This window comes from Amycolatopsis sp. NPDC049868 (genome assembly GCF_044461365.1).
Classification (GTDB): Bacteria; Actinomycetota; Actinomycetes; order Mycobacteriales; family Pseudonocardiaceae; genus Amycolatopsis.
On the sequence record NZ_JBITKV010000021.1, the window covers coordinates 81718 to 103312 of the forward strand.

Consider the following 21595-nt stretch of genomic DNA (forward strand, 5'->3'; position numbering starts at 1 on the left):
GACGCGGATGATCACGCTTCGAGGACTCACGAAGCGCTATGGCGAGAAGACGGTGGTCGACAGGCTGACCTTCGCCGTCGAGCCGGGCAAGGTGACCGGTTTCCTCGGTCCCAACGGCGCCGGCAAGTCGACGACCATGCGGATGACGCTCGGCCTCGACGCGCCGAGCGCCGGCGAAGTTCGCATCGACGGCAAGAGGTACGAGGACCTGCGATTCCCGCTGCGCGAGGTCGGCGCGTTGCTGGAGGCCAAGGCGCTGCATCCCGGCCGGAGCGCGGGCAAGCATCTCCTGGCGATGGCGCGCAGCAACGGGATCCCGGCGAGCCGGGTGGACGAAGTGCTCGCGACGGTGGGCCTCACCGACGTCGCGGGCAAACGCGCCGGAACGTTTTCCCTCGGCATGGGACAACGTCTCGGGATCGCCGGTGCCCTGCTGGGCGACCCGAAGGTGCTGATGTTCGACGAGCCGGTGAACGGCCTCGACCCCGACGGCGTCCGCTGGGTGCGGCACCTGATGCGCTCGCTCGCGGAGGAGGGTCGCACGGTGTTCGTGTCGAGCCACCTGATGAGCGAGATGCAGCTGACCGCGGACCGGCTGGTCGTCATCGGCAAGGGAAAGCTCCTCGCCGACGCGCCGGTCGACGAGTTCATCGCGGGCAATTCGCGGACGTCGGTCGTGGTGCGGGTGCCCGCTCCCGCCGACCTGCGTGTCCTCGACCAGCGCCTTCGCGCACTCGGCGCGACCACGGAAGCCGACCAGGACCGGCTGCTCGTGCACGACCTGCCCATTCATCTCGTCGGCGACGCGGTGCACGAACTCGGGATCCGCGTGCACGGGCTGACCGAACGCACCGCCTCGCTCGAACAGGCGTACATGGAACTGACCGCGTCGTCGGTCGAATACGGAACGGGAGTCGCGGCATGAAATCACTCATGATCGTGGTGGCGGTGATCGCCGGCCTGCTGGGGGTGCCGGCGGTCGCGTCGGCGGCACCGGCGCTGTCGCTGCCCGCGCCGGACGGCCCGTACCCGATCGGGCTGCGCACGCTGCATCTCACCGATCAGCGGAGAGCCGACCCTTGGGTGCCCGAAAAGCGCCGCGAGCTGATGGTCAACGTCTGGTACCCGGCCGTGCCGATCGGGCGCGCGCCGCTGTACATGACCGAGGCGGAGTCGGCGGCCGCGGTCGCCGGGCGGAAGCTTGACCTGCCGCCGGACGCGCTGAGCAAGGTGCGGGTCCACTCGCGGGAGAACGCGCCTTCCCTGCCGGGACGGCGTCCGCTGGTGGTGCTTTCGCCGGGCGCGGGCAACAACCGCATCACGCTGACCTCGGTGGCCGAACACCTTGCCGCACAAGGTTTCGTGGTCGCCGGGGTGGACCACGCCTACGAAGCCTGGGCGACGGAGTTCCCCGACGGGCTGCGTCAGTGTGTCGCTTGTGGACTCCCTGGCGAGCCGTGGCCGGCCGCGATCGCGAACCGCGCTGTGGACACGACGTTCGTCGTCGACACGCTGCTGAAGGACCGGCGCTGGTCGATCGACGCGACGAAGATCGGGATGGCCGGTCACTCGGCCGGAGGTTCGGCGACCGCCGCCGCGATGGTCGCCGACCGGCGGATCAAGGCGGGAGTGAACGTCGACGGCCCGTTCTACGGCAGTGTCTCGCTCGACCGGCCGTTCCTGCTGCTGACCAGCCCGACCGGCGAGAAGTACTTCCGCGCGTCCTGGGACGAGACCTGGCCGCGGCTCACCGGCCCGAAGAAGCAGGACCTGGTCGAGAACAGCGGCCATTCGTCGGTGACCGACGCGGCGATCCTGATCGACCAGCTGGGGCTGCGACCGCAGCTCCCGCCGACCGAGATCGAAAACCAGTACGGCTCGATCGACTCGCGGAAGGCGCTGGAGTTCTTCCGTACCGAGCTGACCGGTTTCTTCAAGCAGTGGAGCGCACGATGAACACGATCTCTTCGGAATGGACCAAGTTCTGGTCGGTCCGGTCGACCTGGTGGTGCCTGATCAGCGGCGTCTTCCTGATGCTCGCCTACTCGGCGGCTCTGGGTTTCGCGTTGCGAGACGGCAGTGACCGCCCGATGGCCCCGCACGCCGTGGTGACCGGGGCGGCGTTCTACCTCACGCAGTTCGCCGTGGTCGCGCTGGCGACGCTGTTCATCACGAGCGAATACGCCAGTGGCAGCATCCGTTCGACCCTGCAGTGGGTCCCGGTGCGGAACCGGGTCCTCGTGGCGAAGTCGGCCGTCCTGCTGCCGGTGCTGTTCGGCTACGGCGCGCTGAACGCGCTCGCCGGTGTGGCGGTCTCGGCGCCGCTGATCCCCGCGCCCGATTCCTCGGTGGGCGAAATCCTCGCGACCGCGGCGGGGATGGGCGGCTACTTCGCGCTGCTGGGTCTTCTCTGCCTCGGTCTGGGGACGGCGCTGCGCTCGACGGCGGGGACGATCGTGACGGTGTTCGTGTTGCTGGTGATGATCCCGATGTTCGCCGGTTCGCTGGGCTGGGAAGACCTCGTGAACTACTTCCCGGGCTTCGCGGGCGTCAACGCGATGGTCACCCCCGGGCAGCCGAACCCGATCTTCGGCGGCGTCGCGCCCTACGCGCCTTGGGTCGGCGTCGCGCTCTGTGCGGCTTGGGCTGCGGCCGGTCTTGCCACCGGTTCCACCGTGCTGCAGCGGCGCGACGCCTGACGGGGAGCAAGGGACCTTTGCTACCACTTGGGTGCCCGGGCATGTCGCGAAAGCCACTTTCAGGACATCAGACGTCCCGAAAGTGGCTTTCGCGACACCTCGTTCCAGGACCGCCGGGCCGACGCCCCAAGTGGTAGCAAAGGTCCCTTGCTCTCTTTCCGCAGGTGGGCACCGGTGACCGTGTGGATTTTGGGACGTCAGATGTCCCAAAATCCACACGGTCACCGGATACCGCCCCCGCGAGCGACAGCAAAGGTCCCCCGCTGACTTTCCGCAGGTCAGCGGCCCCAGTGGTAGCAAAGGTCCCTTGCTACCCCGCCACCCCGAGCCCCGCCAAAACCTCCCGCGCCCCCCGCGTCAGCTCCTCCAGCCCCGGCGGCCGCAGCGAACCGGTACCGGCCAGCGCGTCGAAGACCGTCCCCTCCAGCCACGCGACCAGCACCCGCGAGTGCCGCTCAGGCTCCGCCGACCCGCACGCCGTGAGCACCTCCGCGCACCGCCGCCGAATCACCAGCCCACCCCGGTCGTAGGCCTCCCGCAGCTCCGGCCGCCGCGTCGCCTCCAGCGCGAACTCGTATCGCGCGAGCATCCGCGTCCGCCCGCCGGTGATCGCCGCGTGGGCGAACCCCGCCACGTACTCGGCAAGTCGTCCAGGCGGCGGGTCGACGGTGACCTCGTCGAGTTCGACCATCCGCGAGATCGCCAGTTCCAGCAGCGCCGCCCGTGTCCGCGCGTAGTACGAGGTCGAACCCGGCGGCAGCCCGGCGAAGCGGTCGACCGCGCGATGCGTCAGCCCCCGCATCCCCTCGGCCGCGATCACCTCGATGGCCGCGTCCCCGATCGTCGCCTTTCGCACTCTACAAGTGTAGTAGTACTCTACAGATGTAGAGGAGGTCGACATGCGCAAAGCGATCGTGATCGGCGGGGGAATCGGCGGACTGAGCGCCGCCATCGGGCTGCACGGCATCGGCTGGGAGGTCACCGTCCTCGAACGAGCACCGGAACTCACCGCCGTCGGCGCGGGTATCTCCCTGTGGCCGAACGCCCTGCGTTCACTGGAGACGCTGGGCGTCCACCTCGCCGAAAAACAAGAACAGTCGTCAGGCGGTCTCCACGACCGCGACGGCCGCCGCATCACCCGATGGGACGCCGAGGCGTTCCGCCGTCATCACGGCCGCCCGCTCGCCGCCGTTCACCGCGCGGATCTCATCGGCGCGCTCCGCGACGCCCTGCCGGACGGCTGCGTCCGCACCGGCACCGAGGTCACCCGCCTCGACGACCTCGACGCCGACGTCATCGTCGCCGCGGACGGCATCCACAGCACGGCCCGCGGACAGCTGTGGCCGCGGCACCCCGAACCGGTCTACAGCGGCAGCACGGCGTTCCGCGCGGTGACCACCGTCGACCGGAAGATCGAGCTCAGCACGAGCTGGGACGACGGCGCCGAGATCGGCGTCATCCCGTTGCACGACGACAGCGTCTACTGGTGGGCGAGCTACGTCGCCGAAGCGGGCATCCGGCACGAGGACCCGAAGTCGTATCTGCGAAACCGCTTCGGCGGCTGGCACGACCCCATTCCCGAACTCATCGAAGCGACCGCGCCCGAGACACTGCTCCACCACGATCTCTACCTGCTCGGCACTCCCCTGCCCTCATACGTGAAAGGCCGCGTCGCGCTGCTCGGCGACGCGGCCCACGCGATGCCGCCGTTCCTCGGCCAGGGCGGCTGCCAGGCGATCGAAGACGCCGTCGTCCTCGCAGCCGCGCTCAGCACCACCGAAGACGTCGACGCGGCGCTGAAGAGTTACGACGAGCAGCGCCGCCCACGCAGCCAAAGCGTCGTGAAGGCCTCGGTCCAGGCGGGAAAAGTCGGGCCACAGTTGCGCAATCCGCTCGCCGTGGCCGTTCGCAACGGCGTGTTCCGGCTGCTCCCCGGCGCGCTCACCGCCCGCATCGGCGCCGGCGTCAGCGGCTGGACTCCTCCCGTCCCCCGCCGACCAGCCCCGCCTCGTACGCGGTGATCGCCGCCTGCACCCGGTTCCGCGCGCCGAGCCGGTTGAGGATCGTGCTCACGTAGGCCTTCACCGTGCCCTCGACGACGAACAGTTTCGCGGCGATGTCCGCATTGGACAGTCCGGAACCCAGCAGCGCCAACACTTCCTGCTCACGCGGGGTCAGTTTTCCGATCAGCGCCTTCGCCTCTTCGGCGCGGGACACCTGGTTGCCGGAGAAGCGGGCGATGACCCGCTGCGCGACCTTCGGCGAAAGGAACGCCGCGCCGCCCGCGACCGCGTGGATTCCGCCGAGCAGTTCACGGGGATCGCCGGATTTCAGCAGGAAACCGCTCGCGCCGAGGCCGAGCGCGCGTTCGATGTAGGCGTCTTCGCCGAACGTGGTCAGCATGATGACGCCGACCTCGGGCAGCAGCCGCCGGATCTCTTCGGCCGCCTTGAGCCCGTCCATGACCGGCATGCGGATGTCGAGGAGCACGACGTCCGGCCTGGTCGCGCGGGTCTGCTCGACGGCGGCGCGCCCGTCCTCGGCTTCCGCGACCACCTCGATCCCGGCGTCCGCGGCCAGGATCGCCGACACGCCGGCGCGGATCATCGCCTCGTCATCGGCCAGCACCACCCGGATCATCCGGGTCCCCCCTTTGCTCGTCTTCACTGATCACGTCCTTCGCCACGAGTTTCCCGTCGGCGAAGCACAGCCTGTAGGCCTCGTAGTTCAAGTTGAACACGCTGCGCTCGGTGCCGTAGTACTCGCATGTCGCCCCCGGCGGCACGGGAGGCTCCACCGTGCGCGGTCGCGCGGCCCGCTGAGCACCGGGCAGCAGGGAAGCGATCTCCGCCTTGGACTGGCCGACATGGATGCGGTCGTAGTCACCATCGGCGAGTTCGGAGCCGTACCACTTGACGACGAACACGGCCCCGCTGATCCCGACCACCAGGCCGAAAAGCCCGATCGGCACGACGATCGCCTGGATCAGGCTGCGCCGGACGTCCCGGCGGGCCCGTTCCAGCTCCCGAGCCGACGTCGACTGCCCCACCTCGGCGTCCATCGCCGCCTGGCTCTCCGGCGACTCCTCAGCCGGTGCCGCGTCGTGCGGCAGGGTCGCGCCGACCTCGAATCCGCCGTCACGGGGGCCCGCCCGCAGGGTCCCGCCGACCAGCCGGACCCGTTCGCGCAGGCCGATGAGCCCGCGTTTGCCCGACGTCCTGCCCGGCAACGGTCCCGCCGGCGGCGCGGCGTTGGTGACCACGACGTCCGTCCGCCCTTCGGACCGCACGACCCGGACGGTGACCGCGGCGCCCGGCGCGTGTTTCACCACGTTCGTGACCGATTCCTGGACCACGCGATACGCCGCACGGTCGACCATCGGCGGCTCACCGTCGACCGGTTCGTCCACAAAGGATTCGATCAGCACACCCGAAGCCCTGGTCCGGTCGAGGAGCTCGTCGATGCTCTCGTGCACCGGCTCGGTCGGCGCGTCGTCCTCGCGCAGGACGCCGATGATCTCGCGTAGCCGTTCGGTCGCCGTCGCGGCGCTCTGCCGCAGCTCGCCCGCGGCCTGCCGCTGTGGCTCGTCGAGTCCGCCCGCGACCTCCAGCGCCGCCGCGCGCACCGCGATCAGGCTCAGCTCATGCCCCAGCGAATCGTGCATGTCGCTGGCGATCCGGGTGCGCTCGCGCAGCCGCGCACGGTCGGCGATGAGCCGCTGACGGCTCTCCATCTCCTCGGCACGGCGCCAGCCGTCGCGCGCCATGTCCTCGCGCTGCCGGACGTACCTGCCCAGCAGCCAGGGCGTCACTCCAGCGAAGACCAGGACGCCGAGCAGCGCACCCCACGACGCGAACCCGTCCTTGCTCCACAGCAGCGCGACCGGCACCGCCAGCACCGAAACGACGGCGAACAGGCGCAGCATCGGCTTCGCGACCGGCTGCCGATAGCCGGCGAGGTAACTCACCGCGACGAGGACGAAGCCCTCCCAGATCGGCACACGGCCACCGAAACTGCCCAGCACGATGAAGCTCGCGACCATGGCGATGGCGAGTGAGACCAGCGGGTACCGGCGAGCCACCGCGATCGCGGCCGTGGTCGCGACGAGCCCGAAAAGCAGTTCCCAGTGCTTCGTGCTGGATCCGGCGTCGATGACCACCCAGCCGCAGAGCCCGAGCCACAGCGCGACGTCCAGCAACAGTCGCCGCCCGCGCCGCACGGGCTCCTCTCCGTCCATCACAGACCTGGACGCTACAAGCCGTGACGAGCGGTCCGCCATGGACGAAAGTAAAGGTCCCCTGCTTCCCCGGCCCGATGAGGCATGATGATCGACCATGGCCGAGCGCACACTCACCGGTCAGCTAGGCGGTCCTGTCCCGGCAGGCATCGAAGCGCTGGCCGACCACGAGAAACAGGACCTCTCCGACGCGTTGCGCGACGCGCGCCACCGCCAGGCCAAGGCCTTGGCCGAAGCGGGCGAAGAGGGCCTGAAGTACGTACCCGCGCTTCTGCGTGGCACCGTTCGCAAGGTGGTGGGCCTGTGACCACCGAAAACTTCGCCTCCCAGGCGGAGATCCTCAAACTCGCGCGCGTCCTCGGCACCACCCCGGAGCGGCTCTCGTACTTGGAGAACGTGGACGCGGCCGAACTCCAGGCGTTCCGCGAGCAGGTCACGGACACGCTGTTCGACGCCAACCTCGCGGCCCTGGAGCGGATGGCGATGGCGAGCAAGCTCGTCCCCAGCCCGATCCTCGCGAAGATCGCCGAGAGGGTCTTCGGCCCGCTTCTGTGCGCGCGGATCGCCGGGCTGGTCGATGTCTCCCGGGGCGTCGACGTCGCGAAGCGGCTGAAGCCGCCGTTCCTGGCCGACGTCGCGGCCGAACTGGACCCGCGCCGGGCGAGCGCGATCATCGCGCGGATCCCGCTCGACACCGTCGTCGAGGTGGCGGGCGAACTGGTGCGCCGCGAGGACTGGATCACCGTCGGCCGGTTCGTCGGCCACCTGCCCGATCCGACGGTGCGCCGGGCGCTGGCCGTCATCGGCGACGAGGCGCTGATCCGGATCGCGTTCGTCCTCGACGACAAGAGCCGGATCGATCACGTCCTCGGGCTGCTGTCCGAGGCCCGGTTCCGCGGTCTCCTGGGGGTCGCGGCCGCCGACGAGGACCTGTGGGCGCCGGTGCTCGACCTGCTCACCCACCTGAGCGAGAAACGGATCGAGCAGTGGTCCCACCTGCTCGGCGAACTCCCGCCGAAGCTGCGGATCCGCGTCGAAGAGACCATCCGATAGCGCGGTTCTCAGTACGCTCCACGCCGGGGTGATACGACATGAACAACGTTTCGGTGATCTCCGCGGTGGTCTCGGTGACCGGCGCGGTGCTGACGGCGGTGCTCGGCGGGATATTCGAGGCGCGCCGGCGCCGCTCCGACCGCGAGCAGCTACGCCGGGACCTGGTCAGCCGGTACCGGGATCCACTGCTGCAGTCGGCGGCGTCGCTGGCCGCGCGGCTGCGGAACGCGATTCGCCTGCTGTCCGGCGAAGAAGTCCATCAGGCGGCGCCAGGCACCGAGCGCCAAGACGAATACAACCGCTATGAGAGCCTTTACCGGCTTTCCGCCTACCTCGGCTGGGTGCAGATCCTGCAGCAGGAGGCCCATTTCCTGGACATGGGGAGCCGCGGCCGGAACCGGCGGCTGATGCGCCGTCTCGGCGAGGTCAAAGGGGCGCTGTCCGGTCACACCGAGCAAAGCGACGCGCGTGTGTTCCTGCTGCTCGGCGGTGAACAGCAGGCGATCGGCGAATTGATGATCGATCCGGACAGCCCGGATCGCCCTCGATGTCTCGGCTACGTGCAGTTCCGGCGCAGGTACCGGGACGACGCCGAATTCGCCGGCTGGTTCGCACCGCTGCTCGAAGAAACCACCAAGATCCTGAAGTACCCCGAGGAAGGCGCCGCACGGCTCACCACCGTCTACAACGCCCTGATCGACCTGATCGGCTACCTCGATCCCAAGAAGGTCTGGATTCTCGGGCCGAACCGCAAGTTCGAACACGCGCTCACAAGCGGATCCCCCGACGCCACACCGACGACGTGAGCGGAACTCCCGGCCGGTAGGCGAGGTGCGTCGTCGAGGGCGCCTCCAGCACGTGAAGATCGGCCCGCGCCCCCGGCCGCACGAAGCCCACGTCGTCGCGCCGCAGGGCGCGAGCACCGCCCGCCGTCGCCGACCACACCGCCTCGTCGATCGTCATCCGCATCTGGAGCACCGCGGTCGTCACGCAGAACGCCATCGACGTCGTGTACGAGCTGCCCGGGTTCGCGTTGCTCGCCAGCGCGACCGTCGCCCCCGCGTCCAGAAGCCGCCGCGCGGGCGCCAGCGGCTGCCGGGTCGACAGGTCACACGCCGGCAGCAAAGTCGCGACGGTCTCCGAAGCAGCGAGGGCCTCGACGTCCGCTTCGCTCAGGTACGTGCAGTGGTCGACACTCGCCGCTCCCAGCTCGACAGCGAGCCGCACACCCGGCCCCTCCCCCAGCTGGTTTCCGTGCACCCGCAGCCCGAGCCCGCGCTCCCGCGCCGCCTTCAGGACACGCCCGGACTGCGCCTCGTCGAAAGCGCCGGTCTCGCAGAACACGTCGGCCCAGCGCACGAGCGGCGCCACGGCGTCGAGCATGTCACCGCACACCAGGTCCACATAGGACTCAGCGTCCGCGCCCGGCGGCACCAGATGCGCGCCGAGGAACGTCACCTCGTCGGCCACTTCGGCGGCGATCCGCGCGGAACGAGCCTCGTCTTCGACGTTGAGCCCGTATCCGGTCTTCGTCTCCAGGCAGGTCGTGCCCTGCCTCGCCGCTTCGTCGACGTGACGCCGCAGGTTCGCCGCCAGCCGCTCGTCGGAAGCCGACCGCGTCGCGTCGACGGTGACCGCGATCCCCCCGGCGCTGTACGCCTTCCCGGCCATCCGCGCCTCGAACTCGGCGGTGCGGTCCCCGGCGAACACGAGGTGCGTGTGGCTGTCCACCCAACCGGGCAGCACCGCACGGCCCTCGACGTCGACCCGCTCGTCCGCGTCGGGCGCGCCCGCCGCCGAACCGACCCACGCGATCGCTTCGCCATCGATGACGACGGCCGCGTCGCGGAGCTTGCCCAATTCGGCGTCGTTCGTCGTGAGCTCGCCGATTCCCGTGATCAGGACTGCCACAATGCCTCGATCTCCTTGGCCAAGACCGTTTCCGGCCGGTCGATCAGCTGATGCACGCCGTCGCGGACGATCTCACGCCCGGCGACGACGACGTCTCGGACGTCCGCACCGGAAGCGGCGAAGACCACGCCGGACGGCTCGATCCCGGCAGTCCGCACCGAACCGAGCCCCACCGTGACCAGGTCCGCGCCCGCGCCCGGAGCCAGCTCGCCGACCTCGTCCCAGCCGACCGCGCCGTGATCCGTCGCGGCCGCGAGCAGTTCCTCCGCGGTGAACCGGCCGCGCTTCTCGCTGGCGAGCCGCTCGTTCAGTTCCAGCGCCCTGGTCTCCTCGAACGCGTCGACGACCGCGTTGCTGTCGCTGCCGAGCGAGAGCCGCACCCCCGCGTCCAGCAGCGTCCGCGCGGGGCCGATGCCGTCGCCGAGATCCCGCTCGGTCGTCGGGCAGAAACAGGCCCGGCTCTCGGCCTCGCCGAGCCATTTGATGTCGCCCGGTGTCAGGTGCGTCGCGTGCACCGCGGTGAGGCGATCGGTGAGCACTCCATTGTCCCAGAGCAGGCCCGTCGGAGTCCAGTGATAGGCCGCCATGCACTGCTCGTTCTCGGCCCGCTGCTCGGAAAGATGGATGTGCAGCGGACGATTCTCTGGCGTCCCGTTGTCCACTTCGGACAATTCGTCCTCGGGAACGGCGCGTACCGAGTGAATCGCGCCCCCGACCCGGAACGTCCCGTCCTCCCGCAATTCACCGGCTCGTTGCGCCCACTTGGTGGCCGTCCCATCGGAGAACCGCCGCTGCACCTCGTCGGGTTCGATGCCGATCCCGCCCGCGAGGTAGCACGTGTCGAGCAAGGTCAGCCGGATCCCGGCGTCCCTGGCGGCCTGCCGCAGCGCCTCGCCCATCGCGTTCGGGGCGGCGTAAGGCTTTCCGCCCGGTGCGTGGTGCAGGTAGTGGAACTCGCCGACACTCGTGTAGCCGGCCAGCACCATCTCGGCGTAGACCCCGCGCGCCAGACGGTAATACGAGTCCGGGTCCAGCCGGGACGCGAGCGAGTACATCCGCTCGCGCCACGTCCAGAAGGTCCCGCGGTCGTGGTGCGTCCGCCCGCGCAGCGCACGGTGGAACGCGTGCGAGTGCCCGTTCGCGAAGCCTGGCAAGGTCAGTCCACTCAGGACGGCCCCCTCACGGGGCGCGTTCGCCGTCACGGAAGCGATCTTGCCGCCGTCGACCTCGATCCGGACGGCATCGGCGATCCCGTCCGGCAGCCAGGCACGTTCACACCAATATGTCGTCATGTCGACAGTTTCTCCAGGACCTCCGCGAGCGCGCGGGCACCGTGGTCGACGTCCTCCGCTTCGGAGAACTCCTCCGGGGAATGGCTGATCCCGGTGGGGTTACGCACATAAAGCATCCCGGACGGGACGAACCCGGCGAGGATCGCCGCGTCGTGCCCGGCCCCGGTCGGCAGTTCCGGCGGCCCGCCCAGCCAGGTGCCCAGGTCTCGGCGCAGCGCGTCGTCGAAGACCACGTCGTCCGAGTACGACTCCCTGGTGACCTCGACCCGGCAGCCCTCCTGCCCGGCCGCCTCTTCGGCCAGCTTCGCGATCTCCGCGACCAGCTCGGGTGTATCCGTGCCCGGCACCCGCGCGTCCAGCCAAAGGTCCACAGTGGACGCGATGACGTTCGTCCCGCCGGGCGTCGGCACGAGCCTGCCGACAGTGGCCCTCGCGTCCGCGGTCACCTTCGCCAGTTTCCGCACGGCGAGAACGGTCTCCGCCGCCGGGATCATCGGGTCACGACGATCGCCGAGCAGCGTCGCACCGGCGTGGTTTCCCTGTCCCTGGAAGGAGAATCGCCACCGGCCGTGCGCGATCACCGTGTTGCCGACGGCGACCGGCGAGCCGAGGTCGATCAGCCCGCGCCCCTGTTCGACGTGCAGCTCCAGGAACCGCCCGATCAGCCCGAGCCGCTCGGAATCGCGGCCGACCCGATCGGGATCGAGACCGGATTTCGCCGCCGCTTCCGCGAACGTGACGCCGTCCGGGTCGCGCAGGCCGCGTGCCTTGTCGGCGTCGATGGTCCCGGTCAGCAGGCGCGAGCCGAGGCACGGCACGCCGAAACGGCCGCCCTCCTCTTCCGCGAAGACCACGACGGCGAACGGCTTGGCTGGGCGGAATCCCTTGGCCTGCAAGATCTCCACCGCGTCGAGCGCGCTCGCGACCCCGAGCGGGCCGTCGAAGGCGCCACCGCCGGGCACCGAGTCGAGATGGCTCCCGGTGACGACCGCGTCCGGGCCGGGTGTGCCCCACCAGGCCCAGATGTTGCCGTTGCGGTCGGTCTCGACGCCCAGTCCCAGCCGCCCGGCACGCTCGACGAACCACGCGCGCAGTTCGGTTTCGGCCGCGTCGAAGGCGTGGCGGGAGTAGCCGCCGCGCTTCGGGTCGCGGCCGACGTCCGAAATCTCCTCCAGCAGCGAGGACGCGGTCACTCGGCGTCCCGCATGGGCACGCGCACGCCGCGCTCGTCGGCGACGTCGGCGGCACGGTCGTAGCCCGCGTCGACGTGCCGGATGACACCCATGCCCGGGTCGTTGGTGAGCACACGTTCGAGTTTCTGCGCCGCCAGCAGGGTTCCGTCCGCCACGCTGACCTGGCCCGCGTGGATGGAGCGGCCCATGCCGACGCCGCCGCCGTGGTGGATCGACACCCAGCTGGCGCCCGACGAGGTGTTGACCAGCGCGTTCAGCAGCGGCCAGTCGGCGATCGCGTCGGAACCGTCCGCCATGCCCTCGGTCTCGCGGTACGGCGAAGCCACACTGCCCGAGTCGAGGTGGTCACGGCCGATGACGACCGGCGCCTTCAGCTCGCCGCTGGCGACCATCTCGTTGAACCGCAGGCCCGCGAGGTGCCGCTCGCCGTAGCCGAGCCAGCAGATCCGCGACGGAAGCCCCTGGAAGGCGACGCGTTCCCCGGCGAGCCGGATCCAGCGCGCGAGGGATTCGTTCTCCGGGAACAGTTCCAGCATCGCGCGGTCGGTCGCCGCGATGTCCTCGGGGTCGCCGGACAGCGCCGCCCAGCGGAACGGGCCGTTGCCCTCGCAGAACAGCGGGCGGATGTAGGCGGGCACGAATCCCGGGAAATCGAAAGCGCGCTCGCAACCGCCGAGCTTCGCCTCGCCTCGCAGCGAGTTGCCGTAGTCGAAGACCTCGGCGCCCTTGTCGAGGAAGCCGAGCATCGCCTCGACGTGCTCCGCCATCGACTCGCGGGCGCGTTCGGTGAACTCGTCGGGCTTCTTGTCCGCGTAGTCCTGCCACTCGTCGACGCCGACGCCCTTGGGCAGATAGGAAAGCGGGTCGTGCGCGGAGGTCTGGTCGGTGACGATGTCGACCTCGACACCGCGGCGCAGCAGTTCGGGCAGCACCTCGGCGGCGTTGCCGACCACGCCGACGGACAGCGCGCGCTTCTCCTTCTTGGCGGCCTCCACCCGGCGGATCGCGTCGTCGAGGTCGTCGGCGACCTCGTCGAGGTAGCGGGTCTCGACACGGCGATGAGCGCGCTGCGGGTCGCACTCGATGACGAGCGCGACACCGTCGTTCATCGTGACCGCGAGCGGCTGCGCGCCGCCCATGCCGCCGAGACCGGCGGTGACGGTGAGCGTGCCCTTGAGGCTGCCGCCGAACCGCTTCTTCGCGACGGCGGCGAAAGTCTCGTAGGTGCCCTGCAGGATTCCCTGCGTGCCGATGTAGATCCAGGATCCCGCGGTCATCTGGCCGTACATGGTCAGGCCCTGCGCCTCCAGGCGGCGGAACTCCGGCCACGTCGCCCAGTCCCCGACGAGGTTGGAGTTCGCGATGAGCACGCGCGGCGCCCATTCGTGCGTGCGGAACACGCCGACCGGCTTGCCGGACTGGACGAGCAGCGTCTCGTCATTGTCCAAAGTGGTCAGTTCGCGGGTGATCGCGTCGAAACTGGCCCAGTTGCGGGCGGCCTTGCCGGTGCCGCCGTAGACCACCAGATCCTCGGGGCGCTCGGCGACCTCGGGGTCGAGGTTGTTGTGGAACATCCGCAGCGCGGCTTCGGTCTGCCAGTTCTTCGCGGTGAGCGTGGTGCCTCGGGCGGCACGGACCGTGCGGGTCATGGGCTCAGACCTCCAGTTGGGCCGCGGCGAGGACGGCACCCGACGCGACGAGTTCTTCGGCGGCGGCGATCTCCGGCGCCAGATGACGGTCGGGGCCGGGGCCCTCGACCTTGGTACGGACGAGATCCCGGACCCGGCCGGTGACCGGCGACGGGTCCAGGGGCGCGCGCATGTCGAGTGCCCGCGCGGCGGTGAGCAGTTCGATGGCGAGGACGGTGTTGAGGCCCTCGACGGCCTTGCGCAGCTTGCGCGCGGCGGACCAGCCCATGGAGACGTGGTCCTCCTGCATGGCGCTGCTCGGGATCGAGTCGACCGAGGCCGGCACCGCGAGACGCTTGAGTTCGCTGACCACGGCCGCCTGCGTGTACTGGGCGATCATGTGGCCGGAATCGACGCCGGGGTCGAAGGCGAGGAACGGCGGCAGGCCGTGCGAACGAGCCTTGTCGAGCATGCGGTCCGTGCGGCGTTCGGCGATGCTCGCGACGTCCGCGAGCGGGATGGCGAGGAAGTCGAGCACGTACGCGACCGGGGCACCATGGAAGTTGCCGTTCGACTCGACGCGGCCGTCGGACAACACGACCGGGTTGTCGACCGCGGACTGGAGCTCACGCCCGGCGACGAGTTCGGCGTGCGTGAGGCTGTCCCGCGCGCCGCCGTGCACCTGAGGCGCGCAGCGGAGCGAGTACGCGTCCTGGACGCGATTGCAATCGGGGCCGCGGTGGCTCTCGACGATCTTCGAGTCCTGCAGCGCCGTCCACATGCGGAGGGCGCTCAGCGCCTGGCCCGGGTGGGGGCGCAGCGCCTGAAGGTCGGCCGCGAAGGCGCGGTCGGTGCCGAGGAGCGCTTCGACGCTCATCGCCGCGGTGATGTCGGCGGTGTCGAGCAGCTTGCGCAGGTCGGCGGCGGCCAGCAGGAGCATGCCGAGCATGCCGTCGGTCCCGTTCGTGAGGGCGAGGCCCTCCTTCTCCGCGAGAACGACCGGCTCGATCCCGGCGTTCTTCAGCGCTACCGCGGCCTGGACGACTTCGCCGTTGTATTCGACTTCGCCTTCTCCCATCAACGCGAGCGCGACGGCGGCGAGGGGCGCGAGGTCGCCGGAGCAGCCGAGGGAGCCGTACTCGTGAACGAGCGGGGTGATCCCGGCGTTGAGCAGGTCCGCAAGCGCTTGCGCGGTCTGCGGGCGGATGCCGGTGTACCCACTGGTGAGCGTGCGGAGGCGCAGCAGCATCAGCGCGCGGACGACCTCGGTCTCCACGACCGGGCCCGCGCCGGCCGCGTGCGACCGGATCAGCGACCGCTGGAGCGCGGTGCGGCTTTCGAGCGGGATGTGCCTGGTGGCGAGCGCCCCGAAGCCCGTCGAAACGCCGTACGTCGGCGTCTCGGCGTGCGCGAGGTCATCGATGTGCTGACGCGTCGCGGCAAGGTTCTTCTCGGCCGCTTCGCTGACCGCGACGGGCGAGTGGTCACGGGCGACCGCGACGACCTGTTCGGGCCGAAGCGGTTCGGACCCCAGAAGTACGGTTTCCGGCATAGCCCCATTGGACAACGCCATGCCCGCTGGTGGGCGGCGCCAACCGGTGGTTGTGTCTGGTATCCAAGACACGGAGGGTGGGAGCAAGGGACCTTTGCTACCACATGCGGAGCGTATTGGCGCCGATACCTTGGGTGACATTTCTCCGTGTTGCGCAGCTGCGCAGCCTGACTGTGTGGATTTCGGGACATCTGACGTCCCAAAATCCACACAGTCTCCGCACGACGAGAGCAAGGGACCTTTGCTACCGCGTTCGCCGCCGGGGCGGGGGGTGTGTGGATATAGGGACGTTGAGCGTCCCTATATCCACACACCCCCTACCCCGCGTAGCGATGAGTACGGACCGTGTGGATTTCGGTGCGTTGGACGACCCGAAATCCACACAGCCACAGCTCCCACCTGCGAAAAGAGAGCAGGGGACCTTTGCTACCACTTCTCTCGACATTGAGGTAAGTGGTAGCAAAGGTCCCTTGCTCCCCCACCGAGCCAAACAGGAGGTCGCACATGGGCGAGAGCAGCGAAGTACCGGCCCTGCGACGCGGCCTCGGCATCCTCCGCGCCCTCGCCGCGCGCCCGGGCCCGGTGTCGGCGGCCGCGATCGCGCGCGAACTCGGCCTCCCGCGTTCGACGACGTATCACCTGCTCGCCGAGCTGGAAGCCGCCGGTTTCGTGGCGCACCTGCCCGCCGAGCGTCGCTACGGCCTCGGCATCGCCGCGTTCGAACTCGGCTCGGCCTACCTGCGGCACGACCCGCTGGAACGGCTCGCGGTCCCGCTGCTGCGCAAACTCGCCGACCGCGTCGGCCACACCGCACATCTGGGCGTGCTGCACGGCAACGAGTCGCTCTACCTGGTCAAAGAGCGCCCCACGCGCCCGGAAACCCTGGTGACCGAGGTCGGCGTGCGGCTGCCGGGCCAGCTCACGGCATCGGGCAGGGCGATCCTGCGGCACCTGCCCTCACCGCATGTGCGCGCGCTCTTCCCGGCCGCGTCGGCGTTCGTCCTGCGCACCGGTCGCGGCCCGCGCACCCTCGCCGAACTCCGCCGCACGCTGAACGCGGAGGGCAGGCTCGGCTGGGCGGTCGAAGACGGTCACGTCACCGAAGGATTCGCCTCGGTGGCCTGCCCGGTCTTCGACCACGGCGGCCGGCCGATGGCCGCGATAAGCGTGACTCTCCGCCACCTCTGCCCGGGGGCCGAGGGATGCGAGGAGACTTGGCCCGATCTCGCCGAAGAGGTCCGTCCGACCGCGGCCGAATTGACCACCCGGATCGGGGGTCAGGTGCGCTGAGCGTGCTTCTTCTGGACTCCCTCGAGTCCGAGCATCGCCAGCAGTTCCGCGCAGTCGATGGCGTCCGAGGCGTGCCCTGCGACGGTTCGTGCGGCTCTGCCGTTCTGCAGGGTGAGGCGGACTTCTTCCTCCGCACGCACGCCGGCCATCCGGCTCTGGTCTTCAGCGGGGTCGGGACGACTGGAATGCCTGGCCCAGGTCATCTGCCACCTTCTTCCGGCTCTCCGGCGACACGGGGTCGTTTCGAAAGAGAGCCATGGTCGGACACACAGCATGACACTTCGCCGGAACAAGATCGCCATTGCGGGTGAATCGAGATGAAATCGACCTTGCTTCAGCTACTCTCCGTGCTTCAGAAACCCTTCCAAAAGCTCATTGAACGGCGCACCCGTGTCGGGCACCAAATGCCCCATCCCACGCACGATTTCACGCCGGGCGCCGGCCCTGTCCACGATCGCGTCGGCGATGATCTCGTACTCCGGCCGATGACCGCCGGTGACCACGAGCATCGGGATATCCGCTTCGCCCAGCGCGTCGAGCGGCAGTTCCGCGTCACCCGGTGGACGCATCCCGACCAGCGCGCGGGCCCCGCGCCGCAGCGTCTCCGGCACCGGGTCCGGGATGGGCAGCGGAACGCCGGCGAGCGGGAAGAACGTCTCGAACACCTCGCGAGGATCTTCGAGCGGCCCGTCGAGAAATCGTCGCAGTTCGGCGTCCCACGCGTCGGCGACCTCGTCACCGCGGACGATCCCGGCCGCGGGCGGCTCGACCACGGTGAGCGTCCGGACCATCTCCGGCCGCCGCGCGGCGGCCAGCATCGCGACGATCGCGCCGTAGGACAGCCCGACCAGATGCGCGGGTTCGTCCAGCACCTGCTCCGCGATCAATTCGGCGTCGACCTCGAAATCCTGCACACCGTCCGGCGATTTCCCATGACCGAGGCGGTCCGGCGCGAGCAACGTCCACCGCTCGGTCAACGGGCGCTGAGCCCGCCACGCCTCGCGGCCGCCGAGCAGCACGCCGTGCACGAGAACGACACGCGGCCCGGATCCCCACTGATGCACATGAAGACGCATGGCTCCGAGGCTATGGGGTTCTCACGAATCGAGCCCGCCTGATCGGGCACATCCGCCCGCGAGCGCAGGATCGAAGCCGTGCCGTTCGAGCACTTCGAGCTCCACGTCGTAGAGCCGATCGACCTCGACGCCTTCCGCCAGAAACGAATGCCCGCTCCGTCCATGTCGCACCGCCGTCAAAACGACGAATGGCGAGTGCTCGTCACGAGCACTCGCCACTCCAACGGTGGAGGTGCCGGGAATTGAACCCGGGTCCTCTGGCGAATCATCAGGGCTTCTCCGTGCGCAGTCCGCTATGTCTCTACTTGGCCCCTTCAGTCACGCGAACAAGCTGAAGTGACGAGCCCAGCCACTGTTTGTTTCCCAACCACACCCCGTAGCCGAGTGTGACGGTAAGCCTCCTAGCTGATGCCGGTGACCGGGTCGGAGGCGACCCCGGACCGACAGAGTTGCTCTACTGCTTAGGCAGCAAGAGCGAACTCGCGCTGGCTCTTAGGCTCGGCGCTTATTGGTTTGCGATGACGCTTACGGTGGTCTCTCGCCTGCACCGGCACGCTTCTCCTGATTCAACGTCCAAAGTCGAAACCGTTCACCCCCTTGGTGGGATACAACCTGTACAGCATAACGCGGTCGGCAACCGGGTTGTTCCCGCAGGTGGGGCTAGCCCTACCTGGGAGATGCCCGCGAGCACCATGTCAGCGGACGTCCCTGAGCGCGATGCTTGACTCCTCGAACAGGAGAGGAGCACGACCATGAGTTCGCTGGCGGCCGAGCGGGAGCTGAGCAGGTCCGATCCGTCGTTCGGCGGCTCGCTGGTCTACCTGCTGATGAACCTGCCGATGGGCGTCCTGGCCTTCGCGCTTCTGGTGTCCTTCATCTCGGCGGGCATCGGCACGGCGGTCGTCTGGATCGGGTTGCCGATCCTCGCGCTCGTGATCCTGACGGTCCGCGGCGCGGCCCGGATGGAGCGCGCCAGGGTGTACGCGCTGCTCGACCGCTACATCGACCTGCCGTACCTCCCACTGCCCGTCGCCGGCCAGTCCGTGCGCTGGAAGGCGCGGCTGAAGGACGGCTCGACCTGGCGCGACCTCGGCTACTTCTTCCTGCTCTTCCCGCTCGGGATCATCGAGTTCGTCCTGGTCACGGTGTTCTGGTCGACCAGTCTCGGCCTCGCGGGCCTACCCATCTACTACCGCTTCCTGCCCGGCGGCGAGTACCGCTTCCCGACCTGGGAGAACGCGTGGTTCACCGTCGATTCGACGGTCTCGGCACTGCCTTGGGCGGCGCTCGGAGTCCTCTGCGTCGCCCTCTCGGTAGCGTTGACGAAGGCGCTGGCCGGGATGCATGCCCGGCTGGCGACGGCGTTGCTCGGGCCGACCTACGCCCAGCGCCGCCGTCTGGAAAATTCTTGGGGCGAGGTTCACGGATGACGATCGACCAGCAGGTACAGCAGGTGGGGATCCCGCGGCCGCGGCCGATGCGATCGATCGCCTACATGTTCGTCAGCTTCTTCTTCCGGCTGCTCCAGTTCATCCTCATCGTCGTCGGCCTGGCGGTCGGTATCGGGACCGCGGTGGTGTGGATCGGTTTCCCGATCCTGATGGCCACGACCAGCTTCATCCGCTGGTCCGCCGACCGGGAGCGCGGCTGGGCGCGGACGATGCTCGAAACCCCGCTGGAGCCGGTCGAGCGCCTCCCCCTCGAAGGGCTTTCGCTGGTCAAGCGCTGGCTGACCCGCCTGACCGACGCGACGACCTGGCGTGACCTCGCCTACCTGATGGCGGCGTTCCCGCTGGCCTGCCTGGAACTGCCCATCGCGATCGCGTCGGTCGTGTTGCTGCCGATGGCGATCTGGGTCACCCCGTGGATCGGGTGGCTGCACGGCAACCTGGCGTACTCCCTCCTCGGACCGAACCGCACCCGGAAACTGGAACAGAAGGCCGAGCGGCTGCAGGCGTCGCGGGCTCGCGGTGTCGACGCCGCCGAGGCCGAACGCCGCCGCATCGAGCGCGACCTGCACGACGGCGCCCAGCAGCGTCTGGTCGCCGTCGCGATGAGCCTCGGCCGCGCGAAGTCGAAGTTCGACCAGGACCCGAACGCCGTGCGCGAGCTGATCGACGAAGCGCACCTCGACGCCAAGCTCGCGGTGTCGGAACTGCGCGATCTCGCCCGCGGGATCTACCCGGCGGTGCTCGGCGACCGCGGCCTCGACGCCGCCTTGTCCGCGCAGGCCGCGAAATCGCCGATCCACGTCGACGTCGAGGTGGACGTCGAGCCGCGACCGCCCGCCGCGGTCGAGACGACGGCGTACTTCATCGTCGGCGAGACACTGACGAACATCGCGAAGCACTCGGGCGCGACCGAAGCGGGCGTGAAGGTGTGGCGCACCGATTCGATGGTCATCGTCGAGATCACCGACAACGGGCACGGCGGCGCCGAAGTCCGGCCAGGTGGCGGCCTCGCCGGGCTCGCCGACCGCGCGGCCACGATCGACGGCGTGATCACCGTCGTCAGCCCGCCCGGTGGCCCGACGGTGATTCGCGCGGACCTGCCGTGCCAATGGTGACCCGCTCGTGAGTGAATAGGCTCTGCCATTCACTCACGACGCTGGGGGCAGCATGCGGGTTGTCATCGCCGAAGACGCGGTTCTGTTGCGCGCGGGGGTGATCCGACTGCTCGCCGACGAGGACATCGAGACGGTCGCCGCCGTGGACAACGGCGAAGACCTGCTTGTCGCGGTCAAGGAGCACCGGCCGGACCTCGCGATCGTCGACGTGCGGATGCCGCCCACGTTCACCGACGAGGGCCTGCGCGCGGCGCTGGGCGCCCGTGAGGTCGTTCCCGGCCTTCCGGTGCTCGTGCTTTCCCAGTACGTGGAAGAGAGTTACGCCGTCGAGCTGTTGTCCGGCGGCGCGGGCGGAGTCGGGTACCTGCTCAAGGAACGCGTCGCCGACGTCGGCGACTTCCTCGACGCGGTCAAACGGGTCGCCGGCGGCGGCACGGCCATCGATCCGGACGTCATCGCGCAGTTGATGGCACGCGGCCGCAAGAACCCGCTCGACGCGCTCACCGCCCGCGAGTCCGAGGTGCTGGGCCTGATGGCACAGGGCCTGTCGAACACCGCGATCGCGAACTCGCTCGTCGTCTCGCACGGCGCGGTCGAGAAGCACATCGGCAACATCTTCTCGAAGCTCGGTCTCGAAGCGAGTTCGGTGGAACACCGCCGGGTCCGCGCGGTGCTCACCTACTTAGGACGCTGAAGTAGCTCTTGGTGGCGAAGCCGTCACTCACCTAACATGGGCAGACTGTTGGGGAGGGAACGAGCCGAGCCGAGGAGGCCCCATGACCGACCGGACCTCCCGCAGCGTCCGCTTCTTCGGCGGGCCCCTCGACGGCCGCGTCCAGGAACTCGGTGACACGGAACCGATCGTCGGCACAGTCGTCAAACACGTCCATCTGCACGACGGGCCGAAGATCGAAACCCGGTACGAACTCGGCCGCGCCGAAGACGACCGCTGGGAATTCCGGCTGTGCCCCGCCCCGCTCCCCGAGCCCGAGACCGACGGCGTGGGGTAGGGAAAACTCCACCTTCCGAGGGCGAAAACCCCGAAGAGCGATACGGCGGCCCGCACCACTGTTTTCGCGGCCCCGAAGCAGCAGGCTT

22 protein-coding genes and 1 other RNA gene are annotated in these 21595 nt (G+C 69.4%); 12 read left to right on the plus strand and 11 right to left on the minus strand.

Annotation, left to right across the window (positions count from 1 at the left end):
* Window positions 1-7: 7 nt before the first annotated feature.
* From ACIBTM_RS44075 to ACIBTM_RS44085, 3 genes are read left to right on the plus strand one after another with little or no spacing between them, the layout of a single operon-like run.
* The gene (locus ACIBTM_RS44075) at window positions 8-925 is read left to right on the plus strand and encodes an ABC transporter ATP-binding protein (RefSeq protein WP_395883086.1); all 918 of its coding nucleotides are present in this window, start codon (window positions 8-10) and stop codon (window positions 923-925) included.
* Window positions 922-1956, plus strand: a complete 1035-nt coding sequence (locus ACIBTM_RS44080) for an alpha/beta hydrolase family protein (RefSeq protein ID WP_395883087.1) — start codon at window positions 922-924, stop codon at window positions 1954-1956. Before ACIBTM_RS44075 ends, ACIBTM_RS44080 begins: the two co-directional genes overlap by 4 nt.
* A complete protein-coding gene (locus ACIBTM_RS44085; protein WP_395883088.1) occupies window positions 1953-2699 on the plus strand; it encodes an ABC transporter permease in 747 nt (248 codons plus the stop codon). Before ACIBTM_RS44080 ends, ACIBTM_RS44085 begins: the two co-directional genes overlap by 4 nt.
* Window positions 2700-3009: 310 nt before the next feature.
* On the opposite strand, the gene ACIBTM_RS44090 is transcribed toward ACIBTM_RS44085, so the two are convergent.
* Window positions 3010-3555, minus strand: a complete 546-nt coding sequence (locus ACIBTM_RS44090) for a TetR/AcrR family transcriptional regulator (protein ID WP_395883089.1) — start codon at window positions 3553-3555, stop codon at window positions 3010-3012.
* 43 nt (window positions 3556-3598) lie between these two features.
* Here ACIBTM_RS44090 and ACIBTM_RS44095 point away from each other — a divergent pair, with 43 nt between their 5' ends.
* Window positions 3599-4720 carry an FAD-dependent monooxygenase gene (locus tag ACIBTM_RS44095; RefSeq protein ID WP_395883090.1) on the plus strand — a complete coding sequence of 374 codons (1122 nt, stop codon included), beginning with the start codon at window positions 3599-3601 and terminating at the stop codon, window positions 4718-4720.
* Here the strand turns inward: ACIBTM_RS44095 and ACIBTM_RS44100 are convergent.
* Both ACIBTM_RS44100 and ACIBTM_RS44105 read right to left on the minus strand, forming a co-directional pair.
* The gene (locus ACIBTM_RS44100; protein ID WP_378372163.1) at window positions 4665-5339 is read right to left on the minus strand and encodes a response regulator; all 675 of its coding nucleotides are present in this window, start codon (window positions 5337-5339) and stop codon (window positions 4665-4667) included. The genes ACIBTM_RS44095 and ACIBTM_RS44100 overlap by 56 nt on opposite strands.
* Entirely contained in the window at window positions 5314-6936 is a 1623-nt protein-coding gene (locus ACIBTM_RS44105) for a histidine kinase (RefSeq protein WP_395883091.1), read from the minus strand. The genes ACIBTM_RS44100 and ACIBTM_RS44105 overlap by 26 nt, the downstream gene beginning before the upstream one ends.
* Window positions 6937-7033: 97 nt before the next feature.
* Between ACIBTM_RS44105 and ACIBTM_RS44110 the strand changes: the two genes are divergently transcribed.
* Genes ACIBTM_RS44110 through ACIBTM_RS44120 form a run of 3 tightly spaced genes read left to right on the plus strand, consistent with a single transcriptional unit; the run spans window position 7034 to window position 8795 of the window.
* A complete protein-coding gene (locus tag ACIBTM_RS44110) occupies window positions 7034-7243 on the plus strand; it encodes a hypothetical protein (RefSeq protein ID WP_034322109.1) in 210 nt (69 codons plus the stop codon).
* The gene (locus ACIBTM_RS44115) at window positions 7240-7989 is read left to right on the plus strand and encodes a hypothetical protein (protein ID WP_395883092.1); all 750 of its coding nucleotides are present in this window, start codon (window positions 7240-7242) and stop codon (window positions 7987-7989) included. The genes ACIBTM_RS44110 and ACIBTM_RS44115 overlap by 4 nt, the downstream gene beginning before the upstream one ends.
* A gap of 38 nt (window positions 7990-8027) precedes the next feature.
* Window positions 8028-8795, plus strand: a complete 768-nt coding sequence (locus tag ACIBTM_RS44120) for a hypothetical protein (protein ID WP_395883093.1) — start codon at window positions 8028-8030, stop codon at window positions 8793-8795.
* Here ACIBTM_RS44120 and hutI read toward each other — a convergent pair.
* Genes hutI through hutH form a run of 5 tightly spaced genes read right to left on the minus strand, consistent with a single transcriptional unit; the run spans window position 8758 to window position 15565 of the window.
* Window positions 8758-9900 (minus strand): imidazolonepropionase, encoded by a 1143-nt coding sequence (gene hutI / locus ACIBTM_RS44125; RefSeq protein WP_395883094.1) that lies wholly within the window; start codon window positions 9898-9900, stop codon window positions 8758-8760. The two genes, ACIBTM_RS44120 and hutI, sit on opposite strands and share 38 nt — an antisense overlap.
* Window positions 9888-11192, minus strand: a complete 1305-nt coding sequence (locus ACIBTM_RS44130; RefSeq protein ID WP_395883095.1) for a formimidoylglutamate deiminase — start codon at window positions 11190-11192, stop codon at window positions 9888-9890. Before ACIBTM_RS44130 ends, hutI begins: the two co-directional genes overlap by 13 nt.
* On the minus strand, window positions 11189-12385 hold the full coding sequence (locus tag ACIBTM_RS44135) for an allantoate amidohydrolase (RefSeq protein ID WP_395883096.1): 1197 nt from the start codon (window positions 12383-12385) through the stop codon (window positions 11189-11191). Before ACIBTM_RS44135 ends, ACIBTM_RS44130 begins: the two co-directional genes overlap by 4 nt.
* Complete coding sequence (gene hutU, locus ACIBTM_RS44140; RefSeq protein WP_395883097.1) at window positions 12382-14034, minus strand: urocanate hydratase; 1653 nt, start codon at window positions 14032-14034, stop codon at window positions 12382-12384. Before hutU ends, ACIBTM_RS44135 begins: the two co-directional genes overlap by 4 nt.
* 4 nt (window positions 14035-14038) lie before the next feature.
* Complete coding sequence (gene hutH / locus ACIBTM_RS44145) at window positions 14039-15565, minus strand: histidine ammonia-lyase (protein ID WP_395883098.1); 1527 nt, start codon at window positions 15563-15565, stop codon at window positions 14039-14041.
* 504 nt (window positions 15566-16069) lie between these two features.
* On the opposite strand from hutH, the gene ACIBTM_RS44150 reads away from it, so the two are divergent.
* Entirely contained in the window at window positions 16070-16855 is a 786-nt protein-coding gene (locus tag ACIBTM_RS44150; protein ID WP_395883099.1) for an IclR family transcriptional regulator, read from the plus strand.
* Here ACIBTM_RS44150 and ACIBTM_RS44155 read toward each other — a convergent pair.
* From ACIBTM_RS44155 to ssrA, 3 genes are all read right to left on the minus strand, one after another.
* Window positions 16843-17058 (minus strand): hypothetical protein, encoded by a 216-nt coding sequence (locus tag ACIBTM_RS44155; protein WP_037345970.1) that lies wholly within the window; start codon window positions 17056-17058, stop codon window positions 16843-16845. The two genes, ACIBTM_RS44150 and ACIBTM_RS44155, sit on opposite strands and share 13 nt — an antisense overlap.
* Window positions 17059-17193: 135 nt before the next feature.
* Window positions 17194-17931, minus strand: coding sequence for an alpha/beta fold hydrolase (locus tag ACIBTM_RS44160; protein ID WP_395883100.1), 738 nt, complete (start codon window positions 17929-17931; stop codon window positions 17194-17196).
* Window positions 17932-18155: 224 nt separating this feature from the next.
* Window positions 18156-18528: a transfer-messenger RNA gene (ssrA, locus tag ACIBTM_RS44165) on the minus strand.
* Window positions 18529-18683: 155 nt separating this feature from the next.
* Between ssrA and ACIBTM_RS44170 the strand changes: the two genes are divergently transcribed.
* From ACIBTM_RS44170 to ACIBTM_RS44185, 4 genes are all read left to right on the plus strand, one after another.
* Window positions 18684-19361, plus strand: a complete 678-nt coding sequence (locus ACIBTM_RS44170; RefSeq protein WP_395883101.1) for a sensor domain-containing protein — start codon at window positions 18684-18686, stop codon at window positions 19359-19361.
* Window positions 19358-20497 (plus strand): sensor histidine kinase, encoded by a 1140-nt coding sequence (locus tag ACIBTM_RS44175; protein ID WP_395883102.1) that lies wholly within the window; start codon window positions 19358-19360, stop codon window positions 20495-20497. Before ACIBTM_RS44170 ends, ACIBTM_RS44175 begins: the two co-directional genes overlap by 4 nt.
* Window positions 20498-20549: 52 nt before the next feature.
* A complete protein-coding gene (locus ACIBTM_RS44180; protein WP_395883103.1) occupies window positions 20550-21191 on the plus strand; it encodes a response regulator in 642 nt (213 codons plus the stop codon).
* 82 nt (window positions 21192-21273) lie between these two features.
* Window positions 21274-21507: a hypothetical protein gene (locus tag ACIBTM_RS44185; protein WP_395883104.1), complete on the plus strand. Its 234-nt coding sequence runs from the start codon at window positions 21274-21276 to the stop codon at window positions 21505-21507.
* Window positions 21508-21595: the final 88 nt, after the last annotated feature.

Excerpts from the sequence above, each read along its gene's own strand:
- ACIBTM_RS44150 (WP_395883099.1), top strand. The coding sequence starts at position 16,070 with ATGGGCGAGAGCAGCGAAGTACCGGCCCTGCGACGCGGCCTCGGCATC.
- ACIBTM_RS44155 (WP_037345970.1), bottom strand. The coding sequence starts at position 17,058 with ATGACCTGGGCCAGGCATTCCAGTCGTCCCGACCCCGCTGAAGACCAG.
- ACIBTM_RS44160 (WP_395883100.1), bottom strand. The coding sequence starts at position 17,931 with ATGCGTCTTCATGTGCATCAGTGGGGATCCGGGCCGCGTGTCGTTCTC.
- ACIBTM_RS44175 (WP_395883102.1), top strand. The coding sequence starts at position 19,358 with ATGACGATCGACCAGCAGGTACAGCAGGTGGGGATCCCGCGGCCGCGG.
- ACIBTM_RS44095 (WP_395883090.1), top strand. The coding sequence starts at position 3,599 with ATGCGCAAAGCGATCGTGATCGGCGGGGGAATCGGCGGACTGAGCGCC.
- ACIBTM_RS44110 (WP_034322109.1), top strand. The coding sequence starts at position 7,034 with ATGGCCGAGCGCACACTCACCGGTCAGCTAGGCGGTCCTGTCCCGGCA.
- ACIBTM_RS44100 (WP_378372163.1), bottom strand. The coding sequence starts at position 5,339 with ATGATCCGGGTGGTGCTGGCCGATGACGAGGCGATGATCCGCGCCGGC.
- hutU (WP_395883097.1), bottom strand. The coding sequence starts at position 14,034 with ATGACCCGCACGGTCCGTGCCGCCCGAGGCACCACGCTCACCGCGAAG.
- ACIBTM_RS44185 (WP_395883104.1), top strand. The coding sequence starts at position 21,274 with ATGACCGACCGGACCTCCCGCAGCGTCCGCTTCTTCGGCGGGCCCCTC.
- ACIBTM_RS44120 (WP_395883093.1), top strand. The coding sequence starts at position 8,028 with ATGAACAACGTTTCGGTGATCTCCGCGGTGGTCTCGGTGACCGGCGCG.
- ACIBTM_RS44105 (WP_395883091.1), bottom strand. The coding sequence starts at position 6,936 with ATGGACGGAGAGGAGCCCGTGCGGCGCGGGCGGCGACTGTTGCTGGAC.
- ACIBTM_RS44170 (WP_395883101.1), top strand. The coding sequence starts at position 18,684 with ATGAGTTCGCTGGCGGCCGAGCGGGAGCTGAGCAGGTCCGATCCGTCG.
- ACIBTM_RS44080 (WP_395883087.1), top strand. The coding sequence starts at position 922 with ATGAAATCACTCATGATCGTGGTGGCGGTGATCGCCGGCCTGCTGGGG.
- ACIBTM_RS44085 (WP_395883088.1), top strand. The coding sequence starts at position 1,953 with ATGAACACGATCTCTTCGGAATGGACCAAGTTCTGGTCGGTCCGGTCG.
- ACIBTM_RS44180 (WP_395883103.1), top strand. The coding sequence starts at position 20,550 with ATGCGGGTTGTCATCGCCGAAGACGCGGTTCTGTTGCGCGCGGGGGTG.
- ACIBTM_RS44130 (WP_395883095.1), bottom strand. The coding sequence starts at position 11,192 with ATGACGACATATTGGTGTGAACGTGCCTGGCTGCCGGACGGGATCGCC.
- ACIBTM_RS44075 (WP_395883086.1), top strand. The coding sequence starts at position 8 with ATGATCACGCTTCGAGGACTCACGAAGCGCTATGGCGAGAAGACGGTG.
- hutH (WP_395883098.1), bottom strand. The coding sequence starts at position 15,565 with ATGCCGGAAACCGTACTTCTGGGGTCCGAACCGCTTCGGCCCGAACAG.